Source organism: Thermosyntropha tengcongensis (assembly GCF_055381335.1).
Window position 1 is genome coordinate 333,617 of sequence record NZ_AP042437.1, and the last position, 25,501, is coordinate 359,117.

Here is a 25,501-nt window from a genome sequence, read left to right on the forward strand (position 1 = left end):
AAGGAGGGATTTGCATGAATCAAAACTATCTGGGAGAAGAATATGTAGTAGTGAAGGCTTTAGAGAATGGGGTTACCATTATTGGATTGACCAGGGGAAAAGATACCAAGTTTCATCATACAGAAAAGCTTGACAAAGGGGAAGTTATGCTTCTCCAGTTTACTGAACACACTTCAGCCATGAAGATACGCGGACATGCCGAAATCTATACCAAACATGGAGTTATAACCAGTGAAAGCGCGCAGAGCGGGAGTAAGAGCGGATGATTTTTAAGGAGGCCTGTTAAATGAAAAGAATAGCTGTTTTGACCAGCGGTGGAGATGCTTCCGGCATGAATGCCGCTATCCGTGCGGTGGTAAGGACTGCCTTATATTATGGCATGGAGGTATATGGGGTAAAAAAAGGTTATGAGGGGTTAATTGATGGGCAGCTGGTGAAAATGGAAGCTGGATCAGTTGCGGATATAATCCATCGGGGAGGAACCATCCTGCAGACTTCGCGTTCTTCCAGGTTCATGACTGATGAAGGACGAAAAAAGGCTTATGAAAACCTTAAGGGATTGGGGATTGAAGACCTGGTGGTTGTTGGTGGGAATGGGAGTTTGCAGGGAGGCCATGTTTTTTCCGCAACCGGGATAAATGTTGTAGGCATACCAGCTACTATCGATAATGATGTTCCTTATACCAGGTCTATTGGTTTTGATACAGCGGTAAATACAGTTTTGGAGGCGATAAACCGGATAAGGGATACTGCTAGCAGCCATGGGAGAATTTTTATAATTGAAGTTATGGGAAGAGAATGCGGAGAACTGGCAGTAGCGGCAGGATTGGCCGGAGGGGCGGAAGCGCTGGTTATCCCTGAGGTAGAGATAGATATAGAAAAGATAGCCTGGAAGATAAATAAAGGGGCGAAAAGAGGAAAACTGCACAGTATAGTGGTGGCCGTGGAAGGGGTTTACCCCCTGGAAAAGCTGCAAAAAGAGCTGGCAGCAAGGACAGGTAAAGAAGTAAGGGTTACCATTCTGGGACATATTCAAAGGGGAGGCATTCCCACCGCCGGGGACAGGATATTAGCTTCTCTTATGGGTAAAAAAGCGGTAGATTTAATAAGAGAAGGGAAAAGGGATGTGATGGTAGGGGCCAGAGGGGATGGAGAATTGTATGAAGTGCCTCTGGCAGAAGTGGCAGGGGGGATTAAGAAGGCAGATTTGGAATATGCGAAGATAGCAGATATATTATCTATTTAAAAAGAGGTGACGGTATGCGCAAGACCAAGATAATTTGCACTATTGGACCTGCCAGTGAAAGTGTGGAAGTGCTGGAAGAAATGTTTAAGAAAGGCATGAATATAGCCAGGCTTAATTTTTCCCATGGCACCCATGAAGAACACAAGAAAAGGATTGATAATCTCCGTTTGGTGGCCAGGGGGAAGAAGGAACCTCTGGCTATAATGCTGGATACCAAAGGGCCGGAAATACGAACCGGAAAGCTGGAAAAAGGCAAAATAAAGCTTGAAAGCGGACAGAAGTTTGTCCTTACTACCCGGGATATTATAGGCAATGAAAATGAGGTGCATGTAAATTATCCACATTTGCCTGAAGAAATAGAGATAGGAACTTCTATACTGCTGGCAGATGGACTCATAAGCCTTCTGGTAGAAGAGATCAAAGATACTGACATAATCTGCCGGGTAATAAACGGCGGGGAATTAGGGGAGAAGAAAGGGGTAAATATTCCGGGAGTACCTCTTAACCTGCCTTTTATAAGCGAAAAAGACCGGGAAGATATAATCTTTGGCATTGAAAACGGAGTAGATTATATTGCTGCCTCTTTTGTCCGTACTGCTGATGATGTGCTGGAGATAAGGCGCATTTTGGAAAGCAGGAATGCGGATATCGATATAATCGCCAAAATAGAGAGCCAGGAAGCAGTAAATAACCTGGATGATATAATAAAGGTGGCTGACGGCATTATGGTGGCCCGCGGGGATTTGGGAGTGGAGATACCAGCGGAAGAAGTGCCCCTGGTGCAGAGAAAGATAGTGGAAAAATGCAACCAGGCTGGAAAAATGGTGATTATAGCTACCCAGATGCTGGAGTCTATGATCAATAACCCGCGACCTACCAGAGCGGAAGTTTCGGATGTGGCCAATGCCATATTCGGCGGGGCTGATGCGATAATGCTTTCAGGCGAAACAGCTGCCGGCAAGTACCCGGTTATAGTAGTGGAAACGATGGCCCGCATTGCCAAAAGGGCGGAAGAAGACCTGGCTTATGATGAAATACTGCGCAAAAAAGCCCTCAACCGTACCAATTCAGTAACTGATGCCATAAGTTATGCTACCTGTGCCACAGCTGCCAATCTGGATGCGGCAGCTATAATTACTGCTACCCGTACAGGCTATACGGCAAAGATGGTAGCCAAATATCGCCCGGAAGCCAAAATCATTGCTGCTACCCCGGATGCCAGGGTATTCAATAAGCTGGCTCTGGTATGGGGAGTATATCCGGTAGTTATTGATGAAACGGAAGGAACCGATGCCCTTTTTGAAGAATCAATAAGAAAAGCTTTGGAAAAAGGATATATCAAACATGGTGACCTGGTAGTGTTAACTGCTGGCACCAGAGCAAGTGTTTCGGGAGGGACTAATCTTTTGAAAGTACATGTGGTAGGCGATGTTTTGCTTGAAGGTATGGGGATAGGAAGCACAGTAAGCGGCAAGGTTAAAATTGTCGTTAATCCGGAAGATTTGGCTAAAATACAGATGGGAGACATAGTTGTCACCACCAGTGCTGATGAAATGCTGTCTCCCTTCCTGGAGAAGATAGGGGGGCTTATTGCCGAAGAAGGGGGGCTTACTTCCAATGCGGCTATCATGGGCTTGACCTATCATATTCCGGTTATTGTAGGCGCCAGGGATGCTACCAGCATATTGAAAGATGATATGCTGATAACCATGGATACTCCGCGGGGAAAGGTTTATCAGGGATTGGCCAAGGTAAAATAAGAAGTTTACTTTACGAAATAAAAAGGCTGCCTTTTAGGCAGCCTTTTTGTATGCCGTCAGGTTTGCTGTCTAAACCTTTATAGAGTGCAGACCTTTTTAATATAGAGTGGTTTTGGGTTTAAACAGGCAACCCCTTTCCCTTCATGAATTATTTACCTTTGAATTCAGCTTTTCTGTTTTCCAGGAATGCAGACATGCCTTCTTTCTGGTCTTCAGAAGAGAAGAGCATGGACCAGCCGAGCTGTTCTAAGCGGCTTCCGGTTTTGATATCGGTATTCATGGACATATTGATAGCGTTCTTGGCTTCTCTTAAAGCCAGCGGTGATTTCTTGCACAGCTTCTTGGCAAACTTGATAGCCTCGTTCATAACTTCAGCTGCAGGAACTACCATATTCACCAGGCCTATTTTTTCAGCTATTTGAGCATTGAAGAATTCGCCGGTGAATATGTACTGCTTGGCTATGCAGATGGAAGAAGAACGCGGGAATCTCTGAGTTCCGCCAGCTCCCGGGAATATGCCCAGGTTGATTTCGGGAAGTCCCAGAGTAGCATTATCAGCAACTATTCTTATATCAGAAGCAAGCACCATTTCCAGTCCGCCGCCCAGAGCGAGGCCGTTTACAGCGGCGATTACCGGTTTATGGTTGTCTTCGATAGCAAATATGGTGCGGTGTACCTTGTCCAGGAAGTCTCTGGCCTGGAAAGCATTGTAATCTTTAACTGCCTTAAGGTCAGCACCGGCAGCAAAGGCATTTTCGTTACCGGTTATGATTATGACCTTTACTTCAGGATCGTCATTGGCTCCGGTCAAAGCTTCATATGCTTCATCCAGCATGGTAACATTTACTGCGTTAAATGCTTTGGGACGATTGAGCTGCATTATACAAATACCCGGCTCTTCGAATTTAACTATTATGGTTTCGAATTGCTTTTCACGATAAGACATGAATTAACCTCCTTCTAATTCCCCCGACTAAAAACTATTTCTGCTGGCTGTAGTCATAGAAGCCTCTGCCAGTCTTTCTGCCCAGCCATCCAGCGCGTACATACTGTTTGATGATGGGAGCAGGACGATATTTGGGATCTCCGGTTTCTCTGAAGAGGACATTGGCAACTTCGAGAGCTATGTCAAGACCAACCATGTCAGCAAGGGTGAACGGACCCATCGGCCATCCAGCACCGAGCCTCATAGCTTTGTCTATGTCTTCGATGGTTGCCAGGCCTTCCATAAGGATGAAAGCAGCTTCGTTCATGCCGGGGATGAGGATGCGGTTTACAACAAAGCCAGGACCTTCTTTTACTTTGATGGGCTTCTTGCCGATTTCTTTGGAGAGAGCTATTACGGTTTCTACAGTTTCTTCAGAAGTCTGCAGAGCAGGGATAACTTCTATTAACTGCATAACCATAGCAGGATTGAAGAAGTGCATACCTACAACCTTGTCAGGTCTTGCGAAGCAAGCAGCAATTTCAGTTATGGGCAGGGAAGAAGTGTTGGTAGCCACGATTACTTCGGGTTTTACTATGTCAGAGAGTTTCTTGTAGAGTTCTTTCTTAATATCGATATTTTCGACTACAGTTTCGATAACGAAATCAGCTTCTGCGATATCCTGCAGATTGACGGTTCCGGTGATATTGCCTAATACGAAATCTTTGGCACCAGCAGGAGCCTGGCCTTTTTCTTCTGCTTTGGCCAAACCTTTGCCTATTTTAGCAATACAGCCGTCTACTATTTCCTGCTTGATATCATAAACAATGACCTTTTTACCTGCGCTAGCAACTGCCCAGGTAATACCCATTCCCATTGTTCCAGCACCTAAAACAGCAATTTTTTCAATAGCCATCATATTACCCCCTCATAATTTTTAAAAATTTTAAAACCCTGGTTTGGTAAACTTATACCCCTGTTTTTTAATATCACCCCCCGTAGAATTACCAGAAGTAATAGCGAGCATGTATGCTTAAAGAGAAAACCTATTTCCAAATTAGATTTAAATAAGCATGTCCAATATATTATATTTTTGGAACACCAAATTATTACTGATAATTGGGGAAGGGAAATTAAAGGGGGGAAAAATTCCTCTCCACATAAATAATAATAACATATTTAAGAAGAAAGTTTTATACCATTTTTGTCGTTTTTATAAAAAATAAAAATAAAAAATATTCAAAAAATAATTTTGGGGCAACTATCTGCGGTGGGCTGCTCTGATTTGTGCCATAGCGCGTTCAATCTGGACCTGATTGACTATAAGTTCCAGGGTAAGGGAATCTAATTGGCCGGTAGGGGGTAAATTATGTTCTTCCTGAAATTTAAGCAGAAAATGGCTGTATTCTTCTTCGCTCTTCATGCCCAGTTCTTTTAGCATAGCCATAACCTGGGCTTTTTGTTCTTCTGTAAGGCTTACAGGCTTATTTTCATCGGCGATATAGATGTAGCTTGTTTTTTGGGCATCCTGGGGGTTTAACTTAAGCGCTGAAGAAGGATCAGCATATGTTTTCTCGCTTCTTTTTTCTTCAGAAGCGCTTTGATTTTTTTCATTATCTACAGGTTTCTGGTTTTCTTTTTGCTGGGCGGTGCTGTATTTGACCAGAGCCTGGGCGTTATCAGCAAGGCTTAAAGTAGAGCCGGCAGTTATAGCAGCTGCCAGTATAAGAGAGAAAAATACTATATATTCTTTCCTCATGGTTAGCGCCTCCCAAGGTTAAAAAGCGAAGATACAGTTTAAATTTTAGAATATTAGAAATAATTTAGCAATATCTGCTTGCGGGAATAAAAAATAAAAAGCAGTTATGAACTGCTTTTTAGCTTCTTATATGGTGCCAGAGGTGGGATTCGAACCCACACGCCAAAGGCACACGATTTTGAGTCGCGCTCGTCTGCCAATTCCGACACTCTGGCCTTTCTATTTAACTTAAACGCAAATACTATTATAAAGACTGACAGGTTGGTTGTCAAGATAGATGAAAAAGACATAGAATATAAAATGTATTATAATTATGGTTGGGATGATGAGGATTATTCCATAAGGAGGAAAAAGGATTTTCATCTATTTTGTTGAAAAATTTTGAGAAAGGGGTTTTAGCAAAAGAGAGGCGAGAAAATAACTGCCAAAAGGGGAAATTGTACATGAATACGGATGATCAACTGGTAAAGAAAAGCCTGCAGGGAGATGTGGCAGCTTTTGAAGAACTGGTTTTGAGATATCAGAATAAGGTATATGCTCTGGCTTATAGATATATGGGGAATGAAGAAGATGCTTATGATATGACCCAGGAAACTTTTTTGAAAGCCTTTCGCTCTCTCAGGACTTTCAAGGGGGATTCCAGCTTTGGCACCTGGCTTTACCGGGTAGCTACCAATGTATGCCTGGATGAGTTAAGGAGGCGAAAGCGCAAGATTATCCCCTTATCCCTGGATGAACCGCTGGCTACGGAAGATGGGGATGAACTGGAAAAAGATATAATGGACCCTTCACCTTCTGCTGACATAATATATGAAAGACGGGAATTTTCCGAATACATATTAGCTTTTCTCAATCAGATGAAACCTGAACATAAGATGATTATTGTTTTAAGAGATATGATGGATTTGAGCTATGAAGAAATTGCCAAAATCCTCAACTGCTCGGTGGGAACGGTGAAGTCCAGGCTTAACCGGGCCAGAAATATTTTGCGAAAAAAAATTGAAGATAAGGAACTTTTGCTTTAAACCTCGCGTCTAAAAAAGCGAGGAGGAAAGAGATTATGAGGTGTGATCAGATAAGGGACTTATTGTCCCCTTATATGGATGGAATGACCAGTGAAAAAGAGAATAGGTTGGTGGAAGCGCATCTGGCAGGCTGTATTTTCTGCCGTCAGGAACTGGAGAAAATGCAGTTTATATCTGCCTGCCTTAATAAAATAGAGGTTCCTCCTTGTCCGGAAGGCCTGGCTCTTGATGTGCGAAGACGCATACTGGAAGAAAAGAACAAGGTATTTTCTCTGCGTGAGGCCTCCAAACCTAAAAGACAGGGATGGCTGGCGGCAGGAATTGCTGGTATTGCACTCCTTGTTGGCATATATATAAACAGTATTTTGCCAGTAGAAAATATCGCTTCCCTGTGGCGGGACAAAGAAAGTGAAGGGGATAAAAATGTGGCGGTAGTTGAAAAAGGCCCCTGGAGCCGGTTAATGAATGTGGCAGGAGGATCTAAAGATGAAAAGAGGGTAGCTGGTGTTGATGAAAAGCAGGTGGTTATTGATAACCGTAAAAATATGACGGTGGCTGATAAGGGTAATGGATTAACACCTGCCAAACCTGGCAGTACCGAGAAAAAAGGGGTTTTAACGACTTATCTGGCAGAACAGATGGCTGCCCAGATTAAGGTAGGCGATGTTGATAAATCAGCAGAAGAGGTTATAAAACTGGCGCAGGCTAACCAGGCTGAATATAAAGTAATCGATGGGATGCAGCCTCTTTCTGGTGGTGTGGCTAAAGCCATAGAGTTATCGGTGGAAAAGGATAAAGCTGATGTGATAATGGAACAGCTGAGCTATATAGGAGAAGTCAGCAGCACTTCCCGCAGCCAGGTTGAGCTGACGGAAAAATATAATAAAATACAGGAAGAGATAAATATTTTAAATGAAAAAATGGCTCAGGCCGATAGGGAAGGAAACACTGCAGCCAGGGCTGATCTGGAGAAAAAGGTTAAAGAATTAAATCAGGCCAAAAGTGATATAGAAGAACAGATGGCGAAAATTACTTTAAAGGTATATCTGGTAGAAAATATTAAGCCGTAAAAAATATAAAATATTTAGGTAGCAGTTAAACAGGACGAGAAGTCCTGTTTTTTTATGGGATTTTTTATTTATTTTTGGCCTAATCAGACAGGAGAACGGTTATAATAAACAAGAGTAATCTTGCGGAGAGTGGGGACTATGAGTAAAGAAAAACTTATGCTGGTTGATGGAAACAGCCTGCTTTTCAAGGCTTTTTACGCTTTGCCCCTTTTACATAACCGGGAGGGGGTTTTTACCAATGCGGTGTATGGTTTTTTGACTATGTTTAACCGGGTTCTGGAAGAGGAGAATCCTACCCATGTAGTAGTTGCTTTTGATAAAGACAAAAAAACTTTTCGCAAGGAAATGTATGAAGATTATAAGGCTAACCGGGCTGCTGCACCGGAGGAGCTTTTAGGACAGTTTGAGCTTATACGGCAGGTTTTGGCAGCTCTTAATGTAACTTATCTGGAGCTGGAAGGGTATGAAGCAGATGATATAATAGGCACTTTAAGCTATCAGGCAGAACAGGCGGGCATGGAGACGGTTATTGTTACCGGTGATGGGGATGCTCTGCAGCTGGTATCAGAAAAAGTAAAGGTACTGATGAGCAGAAAAGGCATAACTGACATTGTGGTGTATGATGAAGAAGAAGTGAAAAAGAAATGGGAAGTAGAACCTCATAAACTGGTTGAAATAAAAGCCTTGATGGGGGATAGTTCTGATAATATTCCCGGAGTTGCCGGCATAGGGCCTAAAACTGCTGTAAAGCTGATTAAAGAATATGGAAATCTGGAAAACCTGTATCTTCATATCGATGAGGTAAAAGGCGGCAAGATAGCTGAGAAATTAAAGGAGCAAAAAGAGGTAGCGTTTTTAAGCCGGGAGCTGGCTACTATCAAAAGAGATATAGAGATAGCATGTGATTTTGAAAAATTTAAAAGGCGGGAACCAGATTTTGAGGCTTTAAGAGATCTGTACAGAAGGCTTGAGTTCAACAGCTTTTTACAGGCTTTAGAAAAGAAGGGAGATAAAGAGACAGGAGAAGTAGCTCTGCTTTCGGATTTGGAGATGGAAGAGATAGAATGTGAAGAAGAAGCTTTAAATCTTCTGCAAAAGGCCTCTGAAGGGGGAGAGATCTCTTTAGTTTTTAAGGCAGATTATCACCATCCCATGTGGGCTAATCTTAAGGAGATTTTTTGTGCCCTGGGAGAAAAGGTGTATCATCTCTCTCTGGAGCGGGAAGCCAGGATATTCTGGCTTAAGCCGCTTATGGAAGACAGCGGGATAAAGAAAATTGTGCATAATGCCAAGTTCATGCAGGTTATACTGAGCCGCTTCGGCATAAGCCTGGAAGGGATTAAAGGAGATACCCTTTTGCTGGCTTATGTTAATGATCCTTCCCTTAATGCTGAAGAGGTCTGCGATCTTTTTTTAAAGTTCCTGGGGATCAGAATAGAAAAAGATAATTTTTCCTTAAAAGCTTTAAAGCTTAATGAGCTTTACCATGCAATTTATAAGGCTACTCCTGAAGAGCTCATAGAGCTCCTGGATAAGGTGGAAATGCCGCTTTCGTCTATACTGGCTGCTATGGAGATGGCGGGAATCAAGGTAGATGCCTCTGTTTTGAGGGAATTGTCAGAAGAATTTTCCGTAAGAATAAAGGAATATGAGGAAAAGATTTATGCCCTGGCGGGAGGAGAGTTTAATATTAATTCTCCCAAGCAGCTGGGAAAAGTGCTTTTTGAAGATTTGGGGCTTAGAGTGGTGAAAAAGACTAAAACCGGCTACGCTACCGGGGTGGAAGTGCTGGAAGAGTTGTATGGCGAGCATGAGATAATCCCTTATATATTAGGCTACCGCCAGCTTGCCAAACTGAAATCCACCTATACTGATGCGCTGGCTAACCTTATCCATCCCCGGACGGGAAAAGTGCATACTATTTTCAAGCAGGCGCAGACCGTAACCGGCAGGCTGTCCAGTGTAGAGCCTAACCTGCAGAATATTCCGGTGAAGATGGAGGAAGGAAGAAGGATAAGAAAAGCCTTTGTAGCTGATAAGGATTGTGTCCTGGTATCAGCAGATTATTCCCAGATAGATTTGAGGTCGCTTGCCCACATAAGCGGAGATGAGGTACTTATTGATACTTTTATTAAAGGGATAGATATACACAGGCGGACAGCCAGCGAAATATTCAAGGTGCCTCTGGATAAAGTGGATGAGGAATTGAGAAGGCGGGCTAAAGCAGTTAATTTTGGCATTATTTACGGTATAAGCGATTTTGGGCTGGCCAGGGATACAGGGGTAAGCCGCAAAGAGGCCAGAGAATATATCGAAAGCTATCTTGACAGCTATCCGGGAGTTAAAAAATACATGGAAGAAGTAGTAGAAATGGGTAAAAAATATGGGTATGTGGAAACTATATTAAAGAGGCGCAGGTACCTGCCGGAACTTAATTCCGGGAATAAGACCCTGCAGGCTTTAGCAAGGCGCATGGCGCTCAATACTCCGGTACAGGGGACTTCAGCTGATATAATTAAACTGGCTATGATAAAGATTGATAGGGAATTGAAAGACCGGGGATTAAGAGGGAAGATGCTCCTGCAGGTACATGATGACCTTATTTTTGAAGTGCCGCGAAAAGAACTGGAAGAGACAGTCCAGGTCATAAGATCCTGCATGGAAAATGCCATAAAGCTGAAAGTGCCCCTTGAGGTATCGATTAAGGCGGGGATGAACTGGTATGACATGCAGCCTTTAGTATAGAGAAGTTGGGGAGGTATAGATTTGCCTGAGCTGCCGGAAGTGGAAACAATAAGACAGTCGCTTCTCTTTTTGTGTGGAGCCAGAGTTAAACATATTGATATCAAAAGGGAAGATATTTTAAGGCTTAAGGATTACCGTTTAAAGGAGCTTTATGGAAGAAAGATAGAAGATATAAGGCGTAGAGGCAAGTTCCTTATTTTAAAGCTGGAAGATAATTTTAATATAGTCCTGCATATGGGAATGAGCGGACGCTTTTTTGTGGCTGCGGAAGAGATTTTGATAGATGAGCCCCATATACACAGCATAATCTATCTGGACAATTCTTATAAGCTTATCTATCAGGATCCCCGGCGTTTTGGCGGAATATGGCTGGTGCATGACCTTAATGCGTTTTTCAGCCGTATGGGCAGGGAGCCTTTGGAAGATGACTTTAACTGTGAATATTTAAGGCAGGTGGCGGGCAAAAGGAAAGCAACCATTAAAAGCCTTCTGCTTGAACAGAATGTTATAGCAGGAATAGGAAACATATATGCAGATGAAGCTCTTTTTAGAGCAGGGATAAGGCCGGATAGGAAGGCCTTGTCCCTTACTTACAGCGAAATAGATGCTCTATGTAAGGCGATAAAGGAAGTCCTGACAAAAAGCATAAAGGAAAGAGGGACTACTTTCAGGGATTACCGGGACGGATATGGAAAGAGCGGCAATTTTCAAAACTTCCTTGCCGTATATGGCCGGGAGGGAGAAGAATGCAGGCTCTGTGGCACCAGGATTAACCGGGAGAAAATAGGGGGGAGAAGCAGTTATTTTTGCCCTAACTGCCAGAAGTAGGGTTATCACACTTTACAGCTCTTATCCATATATATATAGTGCTTACAAAATTACCAGGTGGATAGGAGTGGGATTTAGCATGGAGCTTTTATCTGTTCTGCTGTTTTCGCTGGCGGTTAGTGCAGATGGTTTTATGGCAGGTATAGCATATGGAATAAGAAAAATAAAGATCCCTATTTTTTCTCTGATAGTTATATCTTTAGCTTCTGCCTGTGCGGTAACCTTTTCTATGCTGTGCGGCAAGGGATTAAGCATTCTTTTGCCTCCTCTGTGGGCCAAAATGACGGGAGGGGCTCTGCTTATACTGGTAGGTTTTTATTTTTTGTCTTGTGCCTGCCGGGAAAGGATATCGTCAATAGCTGAAGATGGTGAACCTCTGCTGACTTTTAGCATAAAATCGCTGGGAATAATTATTCAGATATTAAAGGAACCTGTAAAGGCAGATTTTGATTCTTCGGGTGAAATAAGCAGCCGGGAAGCGTTCTTTTTGGGCCTTGCCCTGGCTATGGACGCTTTTGGGGCAGGAATAGGCATGGCTATGGCTGGTTTTAATATTTTACTTACTGCAGGGCTGGTAGGTATGATAAAATTTATTTTAGTAGAAGCCGGGCTTTTTACAGGAAATCTGGTTAAGAGCCAGGAATATAAGCATTGGTCAGCATTAGTCTCCGGCTTGATTTTTATAGCTATCGGCATGATAGAATTTTTCTAAAAAGTGATGGTGATAGAGGGTGAAGATAATAGGCTTAACGGGCGGCATTGCCAGCGGAAAAAGCACGGTTGCCAAAAAGCTGAGGGAATTAGGGGCTTATGTTGTTGATGCCGATAAGGTAGCCCATATGATAATAGAGCCTTATAAGCCAGCCTGGCATGATATTGTTGAAGAATTTGGGGAAGAGGTATTGAATCCTGACCAGACTGTAAATCGTGAAAAATTAGGGAAAATAGTATTTGACAATCCTCTTCTCCTGCAGAAACTAAACAGGATAACCCATCCCAGGATTATGGAGTTTTTTAAGGAAGAGATACAAAGGCTTAAGGCAGAAAAAACTGACTCGATAGTAGTCCTGGAGGTGCCTTTATTATATGAGACCCATATGGATCGCATATGTGATGAAGTGTGGGTGGTGTGGGTAGACCGTGAAACGCAAATAGAAAGGTTATGCCGGAGAGATAATATAAGCCTCGAAGATGCGGTAAAGAGAATAGAAGCCCAGATGCCGCTTGATGAAAAGGCTAAAAGAGCGAAGGTGGTAATAGATAACCGCCATAGCATGGAGGAAACAATAGCTAAAACCGTTAAATATTTTAATGAAATAAGACAAGGTTCCTAAAATAAATTTATAGTAAGAATATATATATTGATCCTGGAGGTTTTGTTTTGAGAAAGAATAAGTCTTCCCGCCTGGCGGTCGCGATATGGATTTTTATACTGGTTTTTATGGCTGTAGTTTTGACTTTCCCTAAATGGATTACTGTTTTTTATCCCAAGCCGCACAGTGAAATAGTTTTTGCCCATGCCCATCAAAATAATATAGATCCTTATCTGGTTTTTGCCATCATTCGTACCGAAAGCAAGTATCAGACCTCAGCTGAATCTTCAGTAGGAGCCAAAGGGCTTATGCAGATCATGCCGGATACGGCCTTTTGGATAGCCAAACAGAAAGGGATGGATAATTTCCATGCCGACTTGCTGCATGACCCGGAGGTTAATATAGAGTTTGGCTGCTGGTATATTGCAGATCTTGCCAGGGAGTATGACAACAATTTGCCTTTGGTCATAGCTGCTTATAATGCAGGGCGTGGCAATGTAAGGGAATGGCTGAATGAAGGAAGATGGGATGGAGATCTTAAAAAGCTTGATAATATACCTTTCCCGGAAACCAGAGAGTATGTGCGCAATGTGCTCAAGGCCTATGAAGCCTACAAAGCTATATATGAAGAATAGATAAAGCGGAAAGCCGGATGTATCCGGTTATTTTTTTGCCTTTGCAGGAATATATTTACTTGTAAGGAAATATATTGTTGATAGCCTGGCTGGGCGGCGGTGACAGGGGGGATATTTATGTATATAAGATTCAGGAAAGCAGCAGTAGTTACATCTTTTTTGGGCCTGTTTATTTTAATAATAGGCATTATATGGGCTCAGAACCGGATAATGTCGGTGTCCAACCTTGATGTAAGGCCTTTTAATTTGGGAGTGGTGGGGAATATTTATAATATTTCTCCTCCGCTATTTACCAGTAATGAAGAAAAGCTGATTGCTTCTGCTATGTATGAAGGATTGGTGTGTTATGATGAAGAAAGCCGCAGCATAAGGCCTAACCTGGCAGTTAACTGGAAATATTCCGGTGATGGGAAAAGTTTGCTTTTATGCTTGAAGCCTGATGTAAAGTTTCATAATGGCAAAATTTTTACGGCCTATGATGTAAAAAAGTCCTGGGAAAATAGTTTTGTTAATACTAAAGAGATATCAGACATGAGCATGTTTTTATCTATTGCCGGCAGTGAGGAAAGGCTTAAAGGCAAAAGTCCGGAGGTTTCAGGAATAGAGGTGATAAATAAGTATACGGTAAGGGTCAGGTTTAAGGAACCTAATTCTGCTTTTATTTATATGCTGGCCAATCCTGTTTTTTATATATATGATCTGGATGATAAGGTAAAAGTTCCTCCCGGAACCGGGCCGTTTGTTTTTAAAGAATCTAAAGACGGCAATATAATCCTTTTGAAGAATGAAAATTACCATGGGAAAGGGCCTAAAGTTTCTGCCCTGAATATAAAGATATTTAGAGATCCTTATTCGGCTCTTGGTGAATATAAAGCCCACAAGCTGGATTATCTGGATAAAGTGCCTTTAAAAGAAATAAAAAACCTGCAGGGTAGTGATGAGTACAAAGATCTTATGATTCAGAAAAACCTTTTTGCCACCTACTGTATAGGGTTTAATCTGGAAAGAGAGCCCCTGGCAGGCAATTATCAGCTTAGAAGGGCGATAAATTATGCGATTGACCGCCAGGCTATTATTGATAATGTGCTGGGGGGAGCTTATATCCCGCTTAAAGGAGTGGTGCCGGAAGGATTGGGAAGCTATCGGAATGAGATGTGGGGATATACCCATGATGAGGACAAAGCGAAAAAACTTTTGGAAGAGGCAGGTTATCCCGAGGGTAAGGGGCTTTCTCCCCTGGTGCTGGCTTATAATATGGATGAAGGGCACAGCATGATAGCTGAGTCCATAGCCCATCAGTTAGGGAAGATAGGTATTCCGGTTAAGATAAGGCCTTTAGATTGGGGGGAATTTAAGAAGAAACTAAAGGAAAGGGATCTGGTCCTCTTTCGCCTGGGCTGGTATGCAGATTATCCAGATGCAGACAGCTTTTTATACAGTATGTTTCACAGCAGGATGATAGGGATTACCAATTATTCGGGATATTATAATCCCCAGGTGGATAGATTGCTTAATGCAGCCAGGGCTGAAGTGAAGAGCAATCAAGAAAGGATTAAGCTTTTAAGGAGGGCAGAAGATATAATTACCGATGATGCAGCATGCCTGTTCCTGTTCCAGCACAGGGCTTTTGCTCTTAAAGGCAAAGAGGTAAATAACCTTGAATTGGATTCCATGGGCATGCTCAACTGGAATGAAATTGAACTATTAAAACCAGCAGGGGAAGAAAAAGTCTAACAGGTTAGATTTAAATTTATGATATGTTGACAAATATCAAGGGTCTGGTATATAATAACTCTTGCCGGTTAATGTTAAAAAAGTATGCGGTGATGGTGGAATAGGCAGACACGCTTGTTTGAGGGGCAAGTTCCCACTAGGGAGTGAGGGTTCAAATCCCTCTCACCGCACCATAAAGATAAGAAAAGCTGCAGAAAAATCTGCAGCTTTTTTGTTTTTTGAGCAGGGATTTTTCGGTTATTTCTTGAATTAAGTAATAATTCAAAAAAGAGGAGGTTATAGATGTGATAAAATGGAAAGAAGAATATACTATGGGAGTGGAACATATTGATGAGCAGCACCGCAAGCTCTTTGAAATTGCAGGTCGGGCTTATGAAGTTATGCGCAACAGCTTGAGTGTGGATAAATATGACCAGATTGTGGCTATTTTGAACGAACTTAAGGAGTATACGGTTTATCATTTTCATTCAGAAGAGGAATATATGCAGAGCATAGGTTACAAAAAGCTTTTATCCCATAAAGTCGAGCATAATGATTTCATAGAAAAGGTGAACAGTATAGACCTGGACAAAATAGACGAGGAACAGGATAAGTTTATACTGGAACTTTTGGATTTTATAGTCAACTGGATTGATAAACATATATTGGGAATGGATAAAATGATAAAATAGGGTGTTTTTTAAGGCATATATCCTGTGTGATATGTGCCTTTTTATTATGGATAGGGGTAGAGGTACGGGATAGGTAAAATGTGCATAGTATATTTAAACGGGATTTTTGGGGGATAAAAGGTGGTTAATATAATTGTTGACATTGACCGCAGGATTTTGGTTTTTCTGGCAGATAATTTTAAAAAAACTTATCCGGTAGCTGTAGGGAAAAAAACTACTCCCAGCCCGCTGGGAGATTGGACTATTGTGGAAAAGACGGTTGATCCGGGAGGACCTTTTGGCGTGAGATGGATGCGCTTAAGTGTACCCTGGGGAGGATATGGGATTCATGGTACCAATAACCCCAAATCTATAGGGAAGGCGGTTAGCAATGGGTGTATAAGAATGTATAATGAGGATGTGGTTGAAGTATATGACCTAACCCCTGTGGGAAGCAGGGTTTATATAATAGGCAGGGCATACAACGGCAGGCCGCTCAAAAAAGGAGATACAGGTACAGATGTTATGGAAGTTCAGATAATGCTCAAAAAACTGGGGTATTATAAAGCCAGGATAGATAAAATTTACGGGGATTTTATGGAAAAGGCAGTAATGGATTTTCAAAAAGGCAAAGGTTTGGCAGTGGACGGTATAGTAGGTGTATTTACTCTGGATGCCCTGCGCAGGGAATATGCGAAAGCAAAATAAGGATTAAACTTTGTGGGAGGCCTTTTTTTCTTTCCATATTTCAGGTGAATATATGGAGAGCAGGTGTACTCTTCTTTCAAAGCTGCTGGGTGGCTTGGAAAGAAGTTTTTGCATATGGGAAAAAAGATAGGGGTGCTTTTCCATTTCTATAAAACTGCCATGGGCAGGCAAGAGCAGAGAAGCTCCGGTTTGTGCTATTTTTTCAAGAGAAGAAGACATTTTATCCCGGAACAGTACGGGCAGAGGTAAAAGGAATTTGTCCTTTACATTGACTATCACATCAGCTATATACATTATATTTTCTTTTTTATTGAATAATACTATGTCATGCAGGGTGTGTCCCGGGACATAAAGCACCTGCCAGTCCGGAAAAAAAGGGAGCAAATCCCCGTCATAGAGAGGATATTCCGGGTTTATTACGGGATTAAAGAAAGTCCTTTCCAGACGTCTTTTTTGGCCTCTGGCCACAGATTGGGCCATTATGCAGTCCAGCTTGTGCTGCAGCCTTCCTCCTATACCGCTGTACCAGTTGTCTATGGTATGATAGGCAGCAATGGGAATGCCGTATTTCTCCCTTAAAGTGTTGGCTCCCCCGGAATGGTCAGGGTGCATGTGGGAGACGATAGCCAGCTTGATGTGGGAAGGAGAACAGCCAAGATGTTCGTTACAGTATTTTTCGATACGTTTTATATCATTTATAGATCCTGAATCAAGCAGTAGAAGTCCATGAGCGTATTCGAGCAGGAAAATGTTGCATATGTATCCCTGCAGTACATGAAGGTTAAAGTCGGAAAATTTAAAATAACACTTTTCCACTTTTATAGGCCTCCTGTTTTTTATTTGATAGGTTGTGATGATAAATTCTAGAAGAAAAATGTAATTCCTTTTATTTTTTTTTATTTTATTCTTCTGGAACAGGATAATTTACTCATCGAGAATAATTATTATGATAAAATATTTCATAAAGTATTATATTTAATTGTAAATTAAAGGAGGTAAAATAATGAGCAAATATGAATTTTATGATCTAACCATCGAGGGGCCTATTGCAACGGTTACCTTGAATCGACCTGACCGGTTAAATACCATGGGTTATGCTCCCTGGAAGGAAATGGCGCTTTTGCAGGACGAGATTGATGCGCACCGGGAAGTAAGGGCGGTTATCATCAGGGCAGAAGGAGAACATTTTTGTGCCGGCATTGATTTAAAAGATTTAGAAAAGGTTGATTCTTACTGGGTGGCAGATAATATAGCCTGGCTGCAGAGGCTTTACAGCAGATGGCAGGAGATGAATGCAGTAAGCATTGCGGCTGTACACGGTTTATGTTATGGTTCGGGTTTTGAGCTTATTACCTGTATGGATATAAGGATAGCCTCTGAAGATGCGAGATTTGCCATACCGGAAGTAAGGTTTGGGTTGTCTCCTGATATGGGAGGAAGCCAGAGACTGCCGCGCCTTGTTGGGCCGGGACAGGCTAAAAGGCTTATTCTGGCCTGTGAAGAAATAGATGCCAGAGAAGCGAGAGAAATAGGTTTTGTAGAAGTAGTGGTCCCCAGGGAACAGCTTTATGAGAGGGCTTTAAAAATGGCCAAAAGGATTGTAAATAATCCTCCCTGGGCGGTTCGCTTCGGCAAAAAAGCTATAAATGCTTCCCTTGACAGCAGTATAGCCGGGGGAATGCTTTTAGAGCAGATTCAGTCCATATTCTGCTGTGGAACGGAAGACCAGAATGAAGCTATTCGGGCCTTTTTTGAAAAGCGCAAGCCGGAATTTAAAGAAAGATAGCTGTTATCTGGGGCATTTCGTATATTTATTTATGGGAGGTATATACTAACTAAGGGAAGAGCAGTGGCAGCAGATTTTATATCAGACAGGTGAATAATTTTCTTAAGGGGGAAAATTATTCTGAGTAATTTTTTCTGTTTATTGGTCTATAAATATTGTTTATTGCCCCTTTGACGGCTGGCATAGTTATTGCAAAAAAAATAGGTGGGTTCCGGAACCCCGCAGTTTAAAGCACAAATAATTTGCAGGAGGGATTGCATTGGAAAACGCACATGCCCTGGACAAGTTTTTTAAAATCAGTGAAAGAGGTTCAAGTGTAAAAACCGAGATTCTGGCTGGACTTACCACTTTTGTAACCCTGGGTTATATTATCTTTGTTAACCCTGCTATCCTGGCGGATGCGGGAATACCCAAGGAAGCAGCAATTGCTGCCACTATTGCTGCTACGGTTATAGCAACGGTCTTGATGGCCTTGCTTGCCAACTATCCGATCGCTGTTGCACCTGGCATGGGGCTTAACGCTTTCTTTACCTATACGGTTGTTCTGGGTTTTGGTCTGCACTGGACAGTTGCTCTGGGAGCGGTATTCTTCTCCGGGGTTCTGTTCTTTATCCTGACCGTAACCAAGGTGCGGGCCTGGATTATTGATGCGGTGCCGCCTTCCTTGCGGGCAGCTATCCCGGTTGGTATAGGTCTGTTTATCGCATTTATAGGGCTTAAGAGTGCAGGCATAGTTGTATCAAATGAAGCTACTTTTGTGGGGCTGGGAAATCTGGCTGCTCCCCAGACACTGCTGGCTATATTTGGTATAATTGTGTCTGTTGTGCTTATGGCACTTAATGTAAAAGGAGCTCTTATTATAGGCATTTTGGCTACCACGGTTGCCGGTATGGTAGTAGGAGCAGTTCCTGCCCCGAAAGGCATAAGCGATATCATGAGCTTTAATCTGCCGAGCCTGGCTCCTACCTTTGGCAAGCTTGATCTTAAAGGGGCTTTAGGTTTTGGATTATTCAACATTATATTCACATTTACCATTGTTGAATTGTTCGACAACATGGGTACCCTGATGGGGCTCCTGCGCAAAGCTGGCCTTATGGGCGATGAAGGACAGCCGCCGGAATTGGGAAAAGCTTTTATAAGTGACTCTATTGGTACTATGGCCAGCGCTGTCTGCGGAACCTGTACCGTAACTTCCTATATTGAAAGTGCGGCTGGTATTGCTGAAGGAGGCAAAACCGGACTTACTGCCATTACAGTTGCCGTACTCTTTGTTCTGGCTCTTATTTTTGCTCCCCTGGTTGGGCTTGTTCCAGGGTTTGCTACAGCTCCTGCTCTCATTATAGTTGGAGCATTGATGCTCTCTGAAATTGTACATGTAAACTTTGAAGATTTTACCGAAGCTTTCCCGGTATTCTTGACTGTTATAGGGATGCCCCTGACTTACAGTATTGCTACCGGTTTAGGCTTAGGGTTTATCGCTTATACTGCTGTTAAAATCTTGACTGGACGCTATAAAGAACTGCACTGGATGATGTATATAATTGCTCTTCTGTTTGTTATCAACTTTGCTATGCGCTTGCACTAAATGTCTAAAGTCAAAAAAAGAGGGGGCTCCCCTCTTTTTTTGTATCAGCTTAAGGCAGGTACTTAAAAGCAAAAGGGGGAAAATAAGGTGGATATGCGCCGGGTTCTGGAAGTGGCGAGAGGAGAGAAACCCGCTGATCTTCTGCTTAAAAATGGAAAAGTAGTTTTTTTGCCTACCGGTGAAATTTTGGAAAAAGATATAGCAATATGTGAAGGGGTAATTGCAGGTTTAGGAGATTATGAAGCTTATGAAGAGATAGATCTTGAAGGGGCTTATGTTACGCCAGGTTTTATCGAAAGCCATGTGCATATTGAAAGCTCTTTAATTACCCCATCTGAGTTTTTAAAGGCGGTAGCCCTTTATGGTACCACCACGGTGGTGGCTGATCCCCATGAAATAGCTAATGTTATGGGGCTTGAGGGGATAAAATTTATGCTGGAAGACAGCAAAAATGCTATAATAGACCTCTTTTTAGAAGTTCCTTCCTGTGTTCCGGCTACCTCTCTGGAAACAGCGGGGGCCAGGCTGGATGAAAAGGCCGTGCAGGATGCTTTAAAATATCCGCGTATAGTAGGCCTGGGAGAAGTTATGGACTTTCCCGGGGTAGTTTTTGGCGATGATGACCTGTTGACCAAGATTGAGAAAACGCGGGCCATGGGACTGGAAGTAGCAGGCCATGCCCCCATGATAGGTGATAAATGGCTCAATGCCTATCTGGCTTCCGGGGTACAGTCTGACCATGAGGTAGCAACGGTGGAAGAAGGCCTGGAAAAGCTGCGCTACGGCATGTATATACTCCTGCGCTATGGTTCTGCGGCCAAGGATATTTTTAATCTTTATTCCCTGGTAAATGAAAAGACCGCCGAGTTTTTGCTCCTGTGTGCCGATGACAGGCATCCGGAAGACCTTCTGCAGGAAGGGCATCTTAACAAGCATTTGGCATTTTTGGTGGCAAAAGGAATTGAACCGGTTATTGCTTTGCGTCTGGCTACTATTAACCCGGCACGTTATTTTGGTTTTAGAGACCGGGGAATTATCGCGCCTGGCAAACTGGCAGACCTTAATATATTTGAAGATCTTGAAAAGTTTGTTCCCAAAATGGTTTTTAAGAGGGGAAGGCTTATTGTAAAAGATGGCGAAATTGCCGATGGCTTGAAGCGCAATTTGTATGAAAACTTCCCCAACAGTGTACATGTAGATATAAATAAAATAGATCTCGCAGTTCCTGCCAGGAGCAGCCGGGTAAAGGCGATTAAGCTTTTGCCCCACCAGATTATAACAGAATGCCAGATTGTGGAGCCCAAACAGGAAGGCGGCTTTTTGAAAGCAGATCCGGAAAGGGATATATTGAAAGTGGCGGTTATTGAAAGGCATGGTAAAAATGGCGGCATGTCAGTTGGCTTTTTGACCGGATACGGACTTAAGAAGGGGGCAATTGCCCAGACTATATCTCATGATTCTCATAATATAGTGGCGGTGGGGGTTACTGATGAAGCCATTTTAAAAGCGGTGGCAAGGCTGAGAGAAATAAAAGGCGGGATAGTTCTCTGGGATGAAGAAGAATTTTATGAGCTTCCGTTGCCGATTGGAGGACTTATGAGCACCCTTTCCCTGGATGAAGTAAAGGACCGTTTGAAGATAATACTTAAGAGAGCAGAAAATCTTGGAGTAAAAGAAGAAATCGATGCTGTCCTGAGCCTGGGCTTTATTGCCCTGCCAGTTATACCTAATCTTCGTCTTTCTGACCGGGGGCTTATTGACAGCAGCAAAATAGAGTTTACTTCATTGTGGGCATGAAAAAGGCCAGAGCCCTGCCTTTTTAACAGGGCAGGGCTCTGGTGGTATAGCTACAGGGGGCTTATTTGAAATATCTTTCCAGAAGTCCCTTGAAGGCTGCTCCATGCCGGGCTTCATCCTTGGCCATTTCATGGACTGTATCATGGATAGCGTCATAGCCGAGTTCTTTGGCCCTTGCTGCCAGGTCTTTTTTGCCTTTGCAGGCTCCGTGTTCGGCTTCCACCCGCATTTTAAGGTTGGTTCTGGTATCAGCAGTTACAACTTCGCCCAGAAGTTCAGCAAATTTGGCGGCATGCTCTGCCTCTTCAAAAGCTATGCGGCGGTAGGCTTCGGCGATTTCTGGATAACCTTCCCGGTCGGCCTGTCTGCTCATGGCCAGATACATGCCTACTTCCGTGCATTCGCCTATAAAATTGGCTTTTAAGCCTTCTATTACCTGGGGGTCCAGGCCTTTGGCAATGCCTATTCTGTGTTCATCAGCCCAGACTAGATTTTCGCTTTCGCTTACTTCGCTGAATTTTTCGGATGGGGCATTGCATTGAGGACAATTAAGGGGGGCTTTTTCCCCTTCATGGACATAACCGCAGATTCCGCAAACAAATTTTTTCATTATGATTCCTCCTTTATTTGTAGTGTTATGATAAAGCCTTGTTAAGGCATGAGGGACAGGTTCCTTTAAAATAGATATGGCTTTCGTTTACCTTGAAACTGCCTAATTCTGCTGGAATAATCTCCGATGCCTTGAGCCTTATGTCGTAAATTTTCCCGCATAAGCTGCATTTGAAATGTCCGTGCAGGGAAATATCCGCGTCATAGCGGGCTTCATTTTCATCAATGGTTATGATTATGGCTACATTTTTTTCTACAAACAGGTTTAAGGTGTTGTAAACCGTAGTTTTGGAAAGGGTGGGGATTTCTTTTACCAGTTCCTGATAAATCATATCTGCAGTCGGATGGTTTTTTTTCTCCGCCAGATAAGAAAGTATTTTTATCCGGTGATAAGAAGGCTTTATATCGTGTTGCTTCAAAAATTCTTCTATAGTTTTGTAATCCATATTCGTTACCCCTTTTGAAAACAATATAAAATTAAATATAAATTAAATTTGTAATGATTACAATTTAATTATCATCTAAATTTTGTTTTATGTCAATAGTTTATCCAAAATAATTTATAAATACTTGGGGAGAGAAGGTATAGCAGACAATTAGCAGGTTTAAGGAGGAGGATTTTTATGTTTTTGAAAACTGATGCTATACCTTATCTTAGGATGATTGCTCCTTTTATAATTGAAGCCGGGGAAGATGGAGCCTGTGTGGTAATAGCCGAAGGGGATAAGATTGTATATAAGGCATGTTCGGGTGGTTTTGACATACCGGGGATAACAGAAGGGGGAAGTATAAGAGGGGAAGAAATTTTTGACCGGGTTATGCAGCAAAAAGAAATGGTTAAATTTTCTACCGCGGGGAAAAAATATGGATTAAAACAGGCGGGCATGAACCTTAACATTACAGGAGCCCCTGTTTTAGATGATGAGGGAAAGGCGGTCGGAGCTTTTGTAATTTTTACCGCCAGCCCGCATCCAGTTTACAAGTCTTTTGAAGTGCTGGCGGAAGTTATTGACTGTGCACTTGATAAAAGGATAAATTTTGTATTGACTGATACGGAAGAAATAGTAGCTGCCACCAGGGCTTTATCCACCAATTATGCTCATGTTTCGGGTTTGAAGCCGGGAACCAGGCTTTTTCCCGATGGTTCCATCAAACAGTCTATTGTCCAGAACCGGATGGTAAAAGAGGATGCCAGCTATACCCGGGATAAGCTGGGGGTAGCCTTTGAGTTTACTTCTTTTCCTATTCGCTCAGAAAAAGGCGAGGTAATAGGCGCTTTTTGCAGCATCATCGACCGCACGATAAATGAGGATGTAAAAAACCATGTGAAGTCGCTGGAAGAATCTATAAGCCAGATTACAGTAGCTATTGAAAGTGTGGTAAAGGCGATAACGGAAGTAGTGGAACAGCAGAACCGGCTTAATGAAAAAGTGCAGGAAATTGGCCAGGCATCTGATAAGATAGAAGGCATACTCAAATTTATAAAGGAAGTGGCGGAAGAGACCAAGATGCTGGGATTAAATGCGGCTATTGAAGCAGCCAGGGCTGGCGAAGTAGGCAAAGGCTTTAGTGTGGTAGCCAATGAGATTCGCAAACTGTCTGAACAGTCAAAAGAGACAGTAAACCAGATTAGAGGCTTTATAAGCTATATAAATAATCAGATAAAAGAAGCGGCAGCCGCAGCTGACTATACGGTAAGCACCGCTGAATCACAGGCAGCGGCTATGGAAGAGATAAATGCCAGCATTCAGGAGATTAATGCTCTGGCAGAGGTTTTGGTTAAGGAAGCTCAAAATCTGTAAGAACCAAAAGGAGGCTGGCTTATGGTAGAGGTAAAGATATATGCCGGGTTTAATTATGCATCCGGATGATGTACCAGGCCGGGCTGGAGTCCGGAAGCGACGGAAAAGGTTTATGCCAAACTGAAGGAAGAATTTGAGGCAGAATATGGTGATAAGGTAAACCTTGTTTTTGAAGATACTTCGCGTTATGTCCTGGATCCTGATTCAGAAATAGGCAGGCTTAAAGAGCAGGGGAAATCTTTTCCGCTGGTTTTTATAGGGGGAAAGCTGGTTATGGATGGAGGTATTGACAGGAAGCTGCTTACGGAATTGATCCGAAAAGAATTAGGCTATTAAAGGGAAAGCCCGCTTTCAGGCGGGCTTTTTTAAATGTATTTATTACCGGAGGCTTTTTTAAGAGAATTGATTTTCTGTGCTCTCTGCATTTTCCAAAGCAGGTTCGGAAGTATTTTCTGTACCGGTTGTTTCGCTTGTTTGATTCAAGGATGAAGAACTGTTTTCTTCTGTTATCCCGCTATTTTCACTTCCTTCATCCGCAGAGGATTTTTGGAGAAGGCGCTCGATAATGGCTGCTATTTCAGCTCTGGTTATATGGCTGTTGGGGTTGAATTTGCCGTCCGGAGTGCCTTTTATGATGCCCATATTATAGAGTGCGATTATGTATCCCAGGTCTTCTTTAGATATCAGAATGCCGTCTTTAAAAGGAATATTGGTGGTATCAGCAGGCTCAATGCCCAGGGCTTTGGCTATCCATACTGCTGTCTGCAGACGGGTGGCCTGCATCTTAGAGTGGAAGCGGGCAATGTTTATAATCCTGTTTCTGGCAGCGGTGCGGACAGCCTTTTTGGCCCAATCGGGAACGGATTTAAGTGTTTCAGCTTCTGATGTATTTTCATCTATTTTGCTTTCGTCTGCTTCTGAATCAGCTACCCGCATAATAAGAGATAAAGCTTCGGCCTGGGTTATTTCCCCTTCCGGCTTAAAGGAGCCGTCAGGATAACCGTTTATGATTCCTAAAGCAGCCAGCCTTTTGATTGATCTGGCTCCCCAGTGGTTATTTATGTCTGAAAATTCAGGAAGTGCCTGGTTTGCCTGCTCCCTGTTTTGGGAGAGGAGCATTTCCTTTATTTCCTGCCTTATTCTAACCTGGTTTTTTGCCTTTACGGCCGGGGTTGAAGATTTGCTTTGCAGTTTTTCTTCCAGGCGGGTAGTTTGTTCAGTCCGGTTTTTTATTACTTCAGAGAAAGCGTTTTTGTCTGCCTGGCTGCTGGCAGAGTTTGCTCCTGCTTTGCCAGGGGAAAGAGAGCTTTTGCCATTACCAGGCTTGCCCAGAGCAGGTGAACAGGCCAGGGAAAATAAAAGCAGGGCAGTTAAAAAACAGGCGGTTATTTTTTTCATAACTTACCTCCCCTATTTTTTGATTGTTATGATAATTACATTATAGCATTTAAAGTCAGGCAACGACAATTGGCTATAAAAAATAGGACTAAAATACTAAATATAAACAATGTCCGGCATATGAAC

At 42.6% G+C, this 25,501-nt stretch carries 24 protein-coding genes and 2 tRNA genes; 18 read left to right on the forward strand and 8 right to left on the reverse strand.

The features are described 5' to 3' along the window. Positions 1 to 14 precede the first annotated feature (14 nt). From mtrB to pyk, 3 genes are read left to right on the forward strand one after another with little or no spacing between them, the layout of a single operon-like run. Positions 15 to 266 carry a trp RNA-binding attenuation protein MtrB gene (gene mtrB / locus ACZ42E_RS01595; RefSeq protein ID WP_464892717.1) on the forward strand — a complete coding sequence of 84 codons (252 nt, stop codon included), beginning with the start codon at positions 15 to 17 and terminating at the stop codon, positions 264 to 266. Positions 267 to 286: 20 nt separating this feature from the next. Further along, positions 287 to 1,246, forward strand: a complete 960-nt coding sequence (gene pfkA, locus ACZ42E_RS01600) for a 6-phosphofructokinase (protein ID WP_464892718.1) — start codon at positions 287 to 289, stop codon at positions 1,244 to 1,246. Positions 1,247 to 1,260: 14 nt separating this feature from the next. Further along, a complete protein-coding gene (pyk, locus tag ACZ42E_RS01605; RefSeq protein WP_464892719.1) occupies positions 1,261 to 3,006 on the forward strand; it encodes a pyruvate kinase in 1,746 nt (581 codons plus the stop codon). Between the two features lie 148 nt (positions 3,007 to 3,154). Here pyk and ACZ42E_RS01610 read toward each other — a convergent pair whose 3' ends face one another. The 4 genes from ACZ42E_RS01610 to ACZ42E_RS01625 all read right to left on the reverse strand — a co-directional run bounded on the left by ACZ42E_RS01610 (position 3,155) and on the right by ACZ42E_RS01625 (position 5,905). Next, positions 3,155 to 3,952 carry an enoyl-CoA hydratase/isomerase family protein gene (locus ACZ42E_RS01610; protein WP_464892720.1) on the reverse strand — a complete coding sequence of 266 codons (798 nt, stop codon included), beginning with the start codon at positions 3,950 to 3,952 and terminating at the stop codon, positions 3,155 to 3,157. Between the two features lie 34 nt (positions 3,953 to 3,986). Continuing rightward, positions 3,987 to 4,841 carry a 3-hydroxyacyl-CoA dehydrogenase family protein gene (locus ACZ42E_RS01615; RefSeq protein WP_464893454.1) on the reverse strand — a complete coding sequence of 285 codons (855 nt, stop codon included), beginning with the start codon at positions 4,839 to 4,841 and terminating at the stop codon, positions 3,987 to 3,989. A gap of 351 nt (positions 4,842 to 5,192) precedes the next feature. Continuing rightward, positions 5,193 to 5,690 carry a hypothetical protein gene (locus tag ACZ42E_RS01620; RefSeq protein ID WP_464892721.1) on the reverse strand — a complete coding sequence of 166 codons (498 nt, stop codon included), beginning with the start codon at positions 5,688 to 5,690 and terminating at the stop codon, positions 5,193 to 5,195. Between the two features lie 131 nt (positions 5,691 to 5,821). Next, a tRNA-Leu gene (locus ACZ42E_RS01625) sits at positions 5,822 to 5,905 on the reverse strand. A 228-nt stretch (positions 5,906 to 6,133) separates the two neighbouring features. On the opposite strand from ACZ42E_RS01625, the gene ACZ42E_RS01630 reads away from it, so the two are divergent. The 11 genes from ACZ42E_RS01630 to ACZ42E_RS01680 all read left to right on the forward strand — a co-directional run bounded on the left by ACZ42E_RS01630 (position 6,134) and on the right by ACZ42E_RS01680 (position 16,398). After that, positions 6,134 to 6,715 carry an RNA polymerase sigma factor gene (locus ACZ42E_RS01630; protein WP_464892722.1) on the forward strand — a complete coding sequence of 194 codons (582 nt, stop codon included), beginning with the start codon at positions 6,134 to 6,136 and terminating at the stop codon, positions 6,713 to 6,715. A gap of 35 nt (positions 6,716 to 6,750) precedes the next feature. Next, complete coding sequence (locus ACZ42E_RS01635; protein ID WP_464892723.1) at positions 6,751 to 7,785, forward strand: zf-HC2 domain-containing protein; 1,035 nt, start codon at positions 6,751 to 6,753, stop codon at positions 7,783 to 7,785. 138 nt (positions 7,786 to 7,923) lie between these two features. Further along, complete coding sequence (gene polA / locus ACZ42E_RS01640; RefSeq protein ID WP_464892724.1) at positions 7,924 to 10,530, forward strand: DNA polymerase I; 2,607 nt, start codon at positions 7,924 to 7,926, stop codon at positions 10,528 to 10,530. A gap of 21 nt (positions 10,531 to 10,551) precedes the next feature. Beyond that, positions 10,552 to 11,358, forward strand: a complete 807-nt coding sequence (mutM, locus tag ACZ42E_RS01645) for a bifunctional DNA-formamidopyrimidine glycosylase/DNA-(apurinic or apyrimidinic site) lyase (protein ID WP_464892725.1) — start codon at positions 10,552 to 10,554, stop codon at positions 11,356 to 11,358. A gap of 67 nt (positions 11,359 to 11,425) precedes the next feature. Further along, the gene (ytaF, locus tag ACZ42E_RS01650; protein WP_464892726.1) at positions 11,426 to 12,070 is read left to right on the forward strand and encodes a sporulation membrane protein YtaF; all 645 of its coding nucleotides are present in this window, start codon (positions 11,426 to 11,428) and stop codon (positions 12,068 to 12,070) included. A gap of 19 nt (positions 12,071 to 12,089) precedes the next feature. Continuing rightward, positions 12,090 to 12,692, forward strand: coding sequence for a dephospho-CoA kinase (coaE, locus tag ACZ42E_RS01655; RefSeq protein WP_464892727.1), 603 nt, complete (start codon positions 12,090 to 12,092; stop codon positions 12,690 to 12,692). A gap of 47 nt (positions 12,693 to 12,739) precedes the next feature. Then, the gene (locus ACZ42E_RS01660) at positions 12,740 to 13,306 is read left to right on the forward strand and encodes a lytic transglycosylase domain-containing protein (protein WP_464892728.1); all 567 of its coding nucleotides are present in this window, start codon (positions 12,740 to 12,742) and stop codon (positions 13,304 to 13,306) included. 117 nt (positions 13,307 to 13,423) lie between these two features. Beyond that, positions 13,424 to 15,040, forward strand: coding sequence for an ABC transporter substrate-binding protein (locus ACZ42E_RS01665; RefSeq protein ID WP_464892729.1), 1,617 nt, complete (start codon positions 13,424 to 13,426; stop codon positions 15,038 to 15,040). A gap of 86 nt (positions 15,041 to 15,126) precedes the next feature. Further along, positions 15,127 to 15,213: transfer RNA gene (locus tag ACZ42E_RS01670), tRNA-Leu, on the forward strand. 111 nt (positions 15,214 to 15,324) lie between these two features. Next, positions 15,325 to 15,711, forward strand: coding sequence for a bacteriohemerythrin (locus ACZ42E_RS01675; protein ID WP_464892730.1), 387 nt, complete (start codon positions 15,325 to 15,327; stop codon positions 15,709 to 15,711). A 120-nt stretch (positions 15,712 to 15,831) separates the two neighbouring features. Further along, positions 15,832 to 16,398 carry a L,D-transpeptidase family protein gene (locus ACZ42E_RS01680; RefSeq protein WP_464892731.1) on the forward strand — a complete coding sequence of 189 codons (567 nt, stop codon included), beginning with the start codon at positions 15,832 to 15,834 and terminating at the stop codon, positions 16,396 to 16,398. Between the two features lie 3 nt (positions 16,399 to 16,401). Here ACZ42E_RS01680 and ACZ42E_RS01685 read toward each other — a convergent pair whose 3' ends face one another. Further along, complete coding sequence (locus tag ACZ42E_RS01685) at positions 16,402 to 17,214, reverse strand: MBL fold metallo-hydrolase (protein WP_464892732.1); 813 nt, start codon at positions 17,212 to 17,214, stop codon at positions 16,402 to 16,404. A gap of 187 nt (positions 17,215 to 17,401) precedes the next feature. Here ACZ42E_RS01685 and ACZ42E_RS01690 point away from each other — a divergent pair, with 187 nt between their 5' ends. The 3 genes from ACZ42E_RS01690 (at position 17,402) to ade (ending at position 21,566) form a co-directional block, all read left to right on the forward strand. Further along, positions 17,402 to 18,184: an enoyl-CoA hydratase/isomerase family protein gene (locus tag ACZ42E_RS01690; RefSeq protein WP_464892733.1), complete on the forward strand. Its 783-nt coding sequence runs from the start codon at positions 17,402 to 17,404 to the stop codon at positions 18,182 to 18,184. A 259-nt stretch (positions 18,185 to 18,443) separates the two neighbouring features. Further along, a complete protein-coding gene (locus tag ACZ42E_RS01695; RefSeq protein ID WP_464892734.1) occupies positions 18,444 to 19,769 on the forward strand; it encodes an NCS2 family permease in 1,326 nt (441 codons plus the stop codon). 93 nt (positions 19,770 to 19,862) lie between these two features. After that, positions 19,863 to 21,566, forward strand: a complete 1,704-nt coding sequence (gene ade, locus ACZ42E_RS01700) for an adenine deaminase (protein ID WP_464893455.1) — start codon at positions 19,863 to 19,865, stop codon at positions 21,564 to 21,566. 61 nt (positions 21,567 to 21,627) lie between these two features. Here ade and ACZ42E_RS01705 read toward each other — a convergent pair whose 3' ends face one another. After that, positions 21,628 to 22,176 carry an NADH peroxidase gene (locus ACZ42E_RS01705; protein WP_464892735.1) on the reverse strand — a complete coding sequence of 183 codons (549 nt, stop codon included), beginning with the start codon at positions 22,174 to 22,176 and terminating at the stop codon, positions 21,628 to 21,630. Positions 22,177 to 22,201: 25 nt separating this feature from the next. Beyond that, positions 22,202 to 22,621, reverse strand: coding sequence for a Fur family transcriptional regulator (locus tag ACZ42E_RS01710; protein WP_464892736.1), 420 nt, complete (start codon positions 22,619 to 22,621; stop codon positions 22,202 to 22,204). 177 nt (positions 22,622 to 22,798) lie between these two features. On the opposite strand from ACZ42E_RS01710, the gene ACZ42E_RS01715 reads away from it, so the two are divergent. After that, on the forward strand, positions 22,799 to 23,977 hold the full coding sequence (locus ACZ42E_RS01715) for a methyl-accepting chemotaxis protein (RefSeq protein WP_464892737.1): 1,179 nt from the start codon (positions 22,799 to 22,801) through the stop codon (positions 23,975 to 23,977). Between the two features lie 393 nt (positions 23,978 to 24,370). On the opposite strand, the gene ACZ42E_RS01720 is transcribed toward ACZ42E_RS01715, so the two are convergent. Next, positions 24,371 to 25,375: an S-layer homology domain-containing protein gene (locus ACZ42E_RS01720; RefSeq protein ID WP_464892738.1), complete on the reverse strand. Its 1,005-nt coding sequence runs from the start codon at positions 25,373 to 25,375 to the stop codon at positions 24,371 to 24,373. Between the last annotated feature and the right edge of the window lie 126 nt (positions 25,376 to 25,501).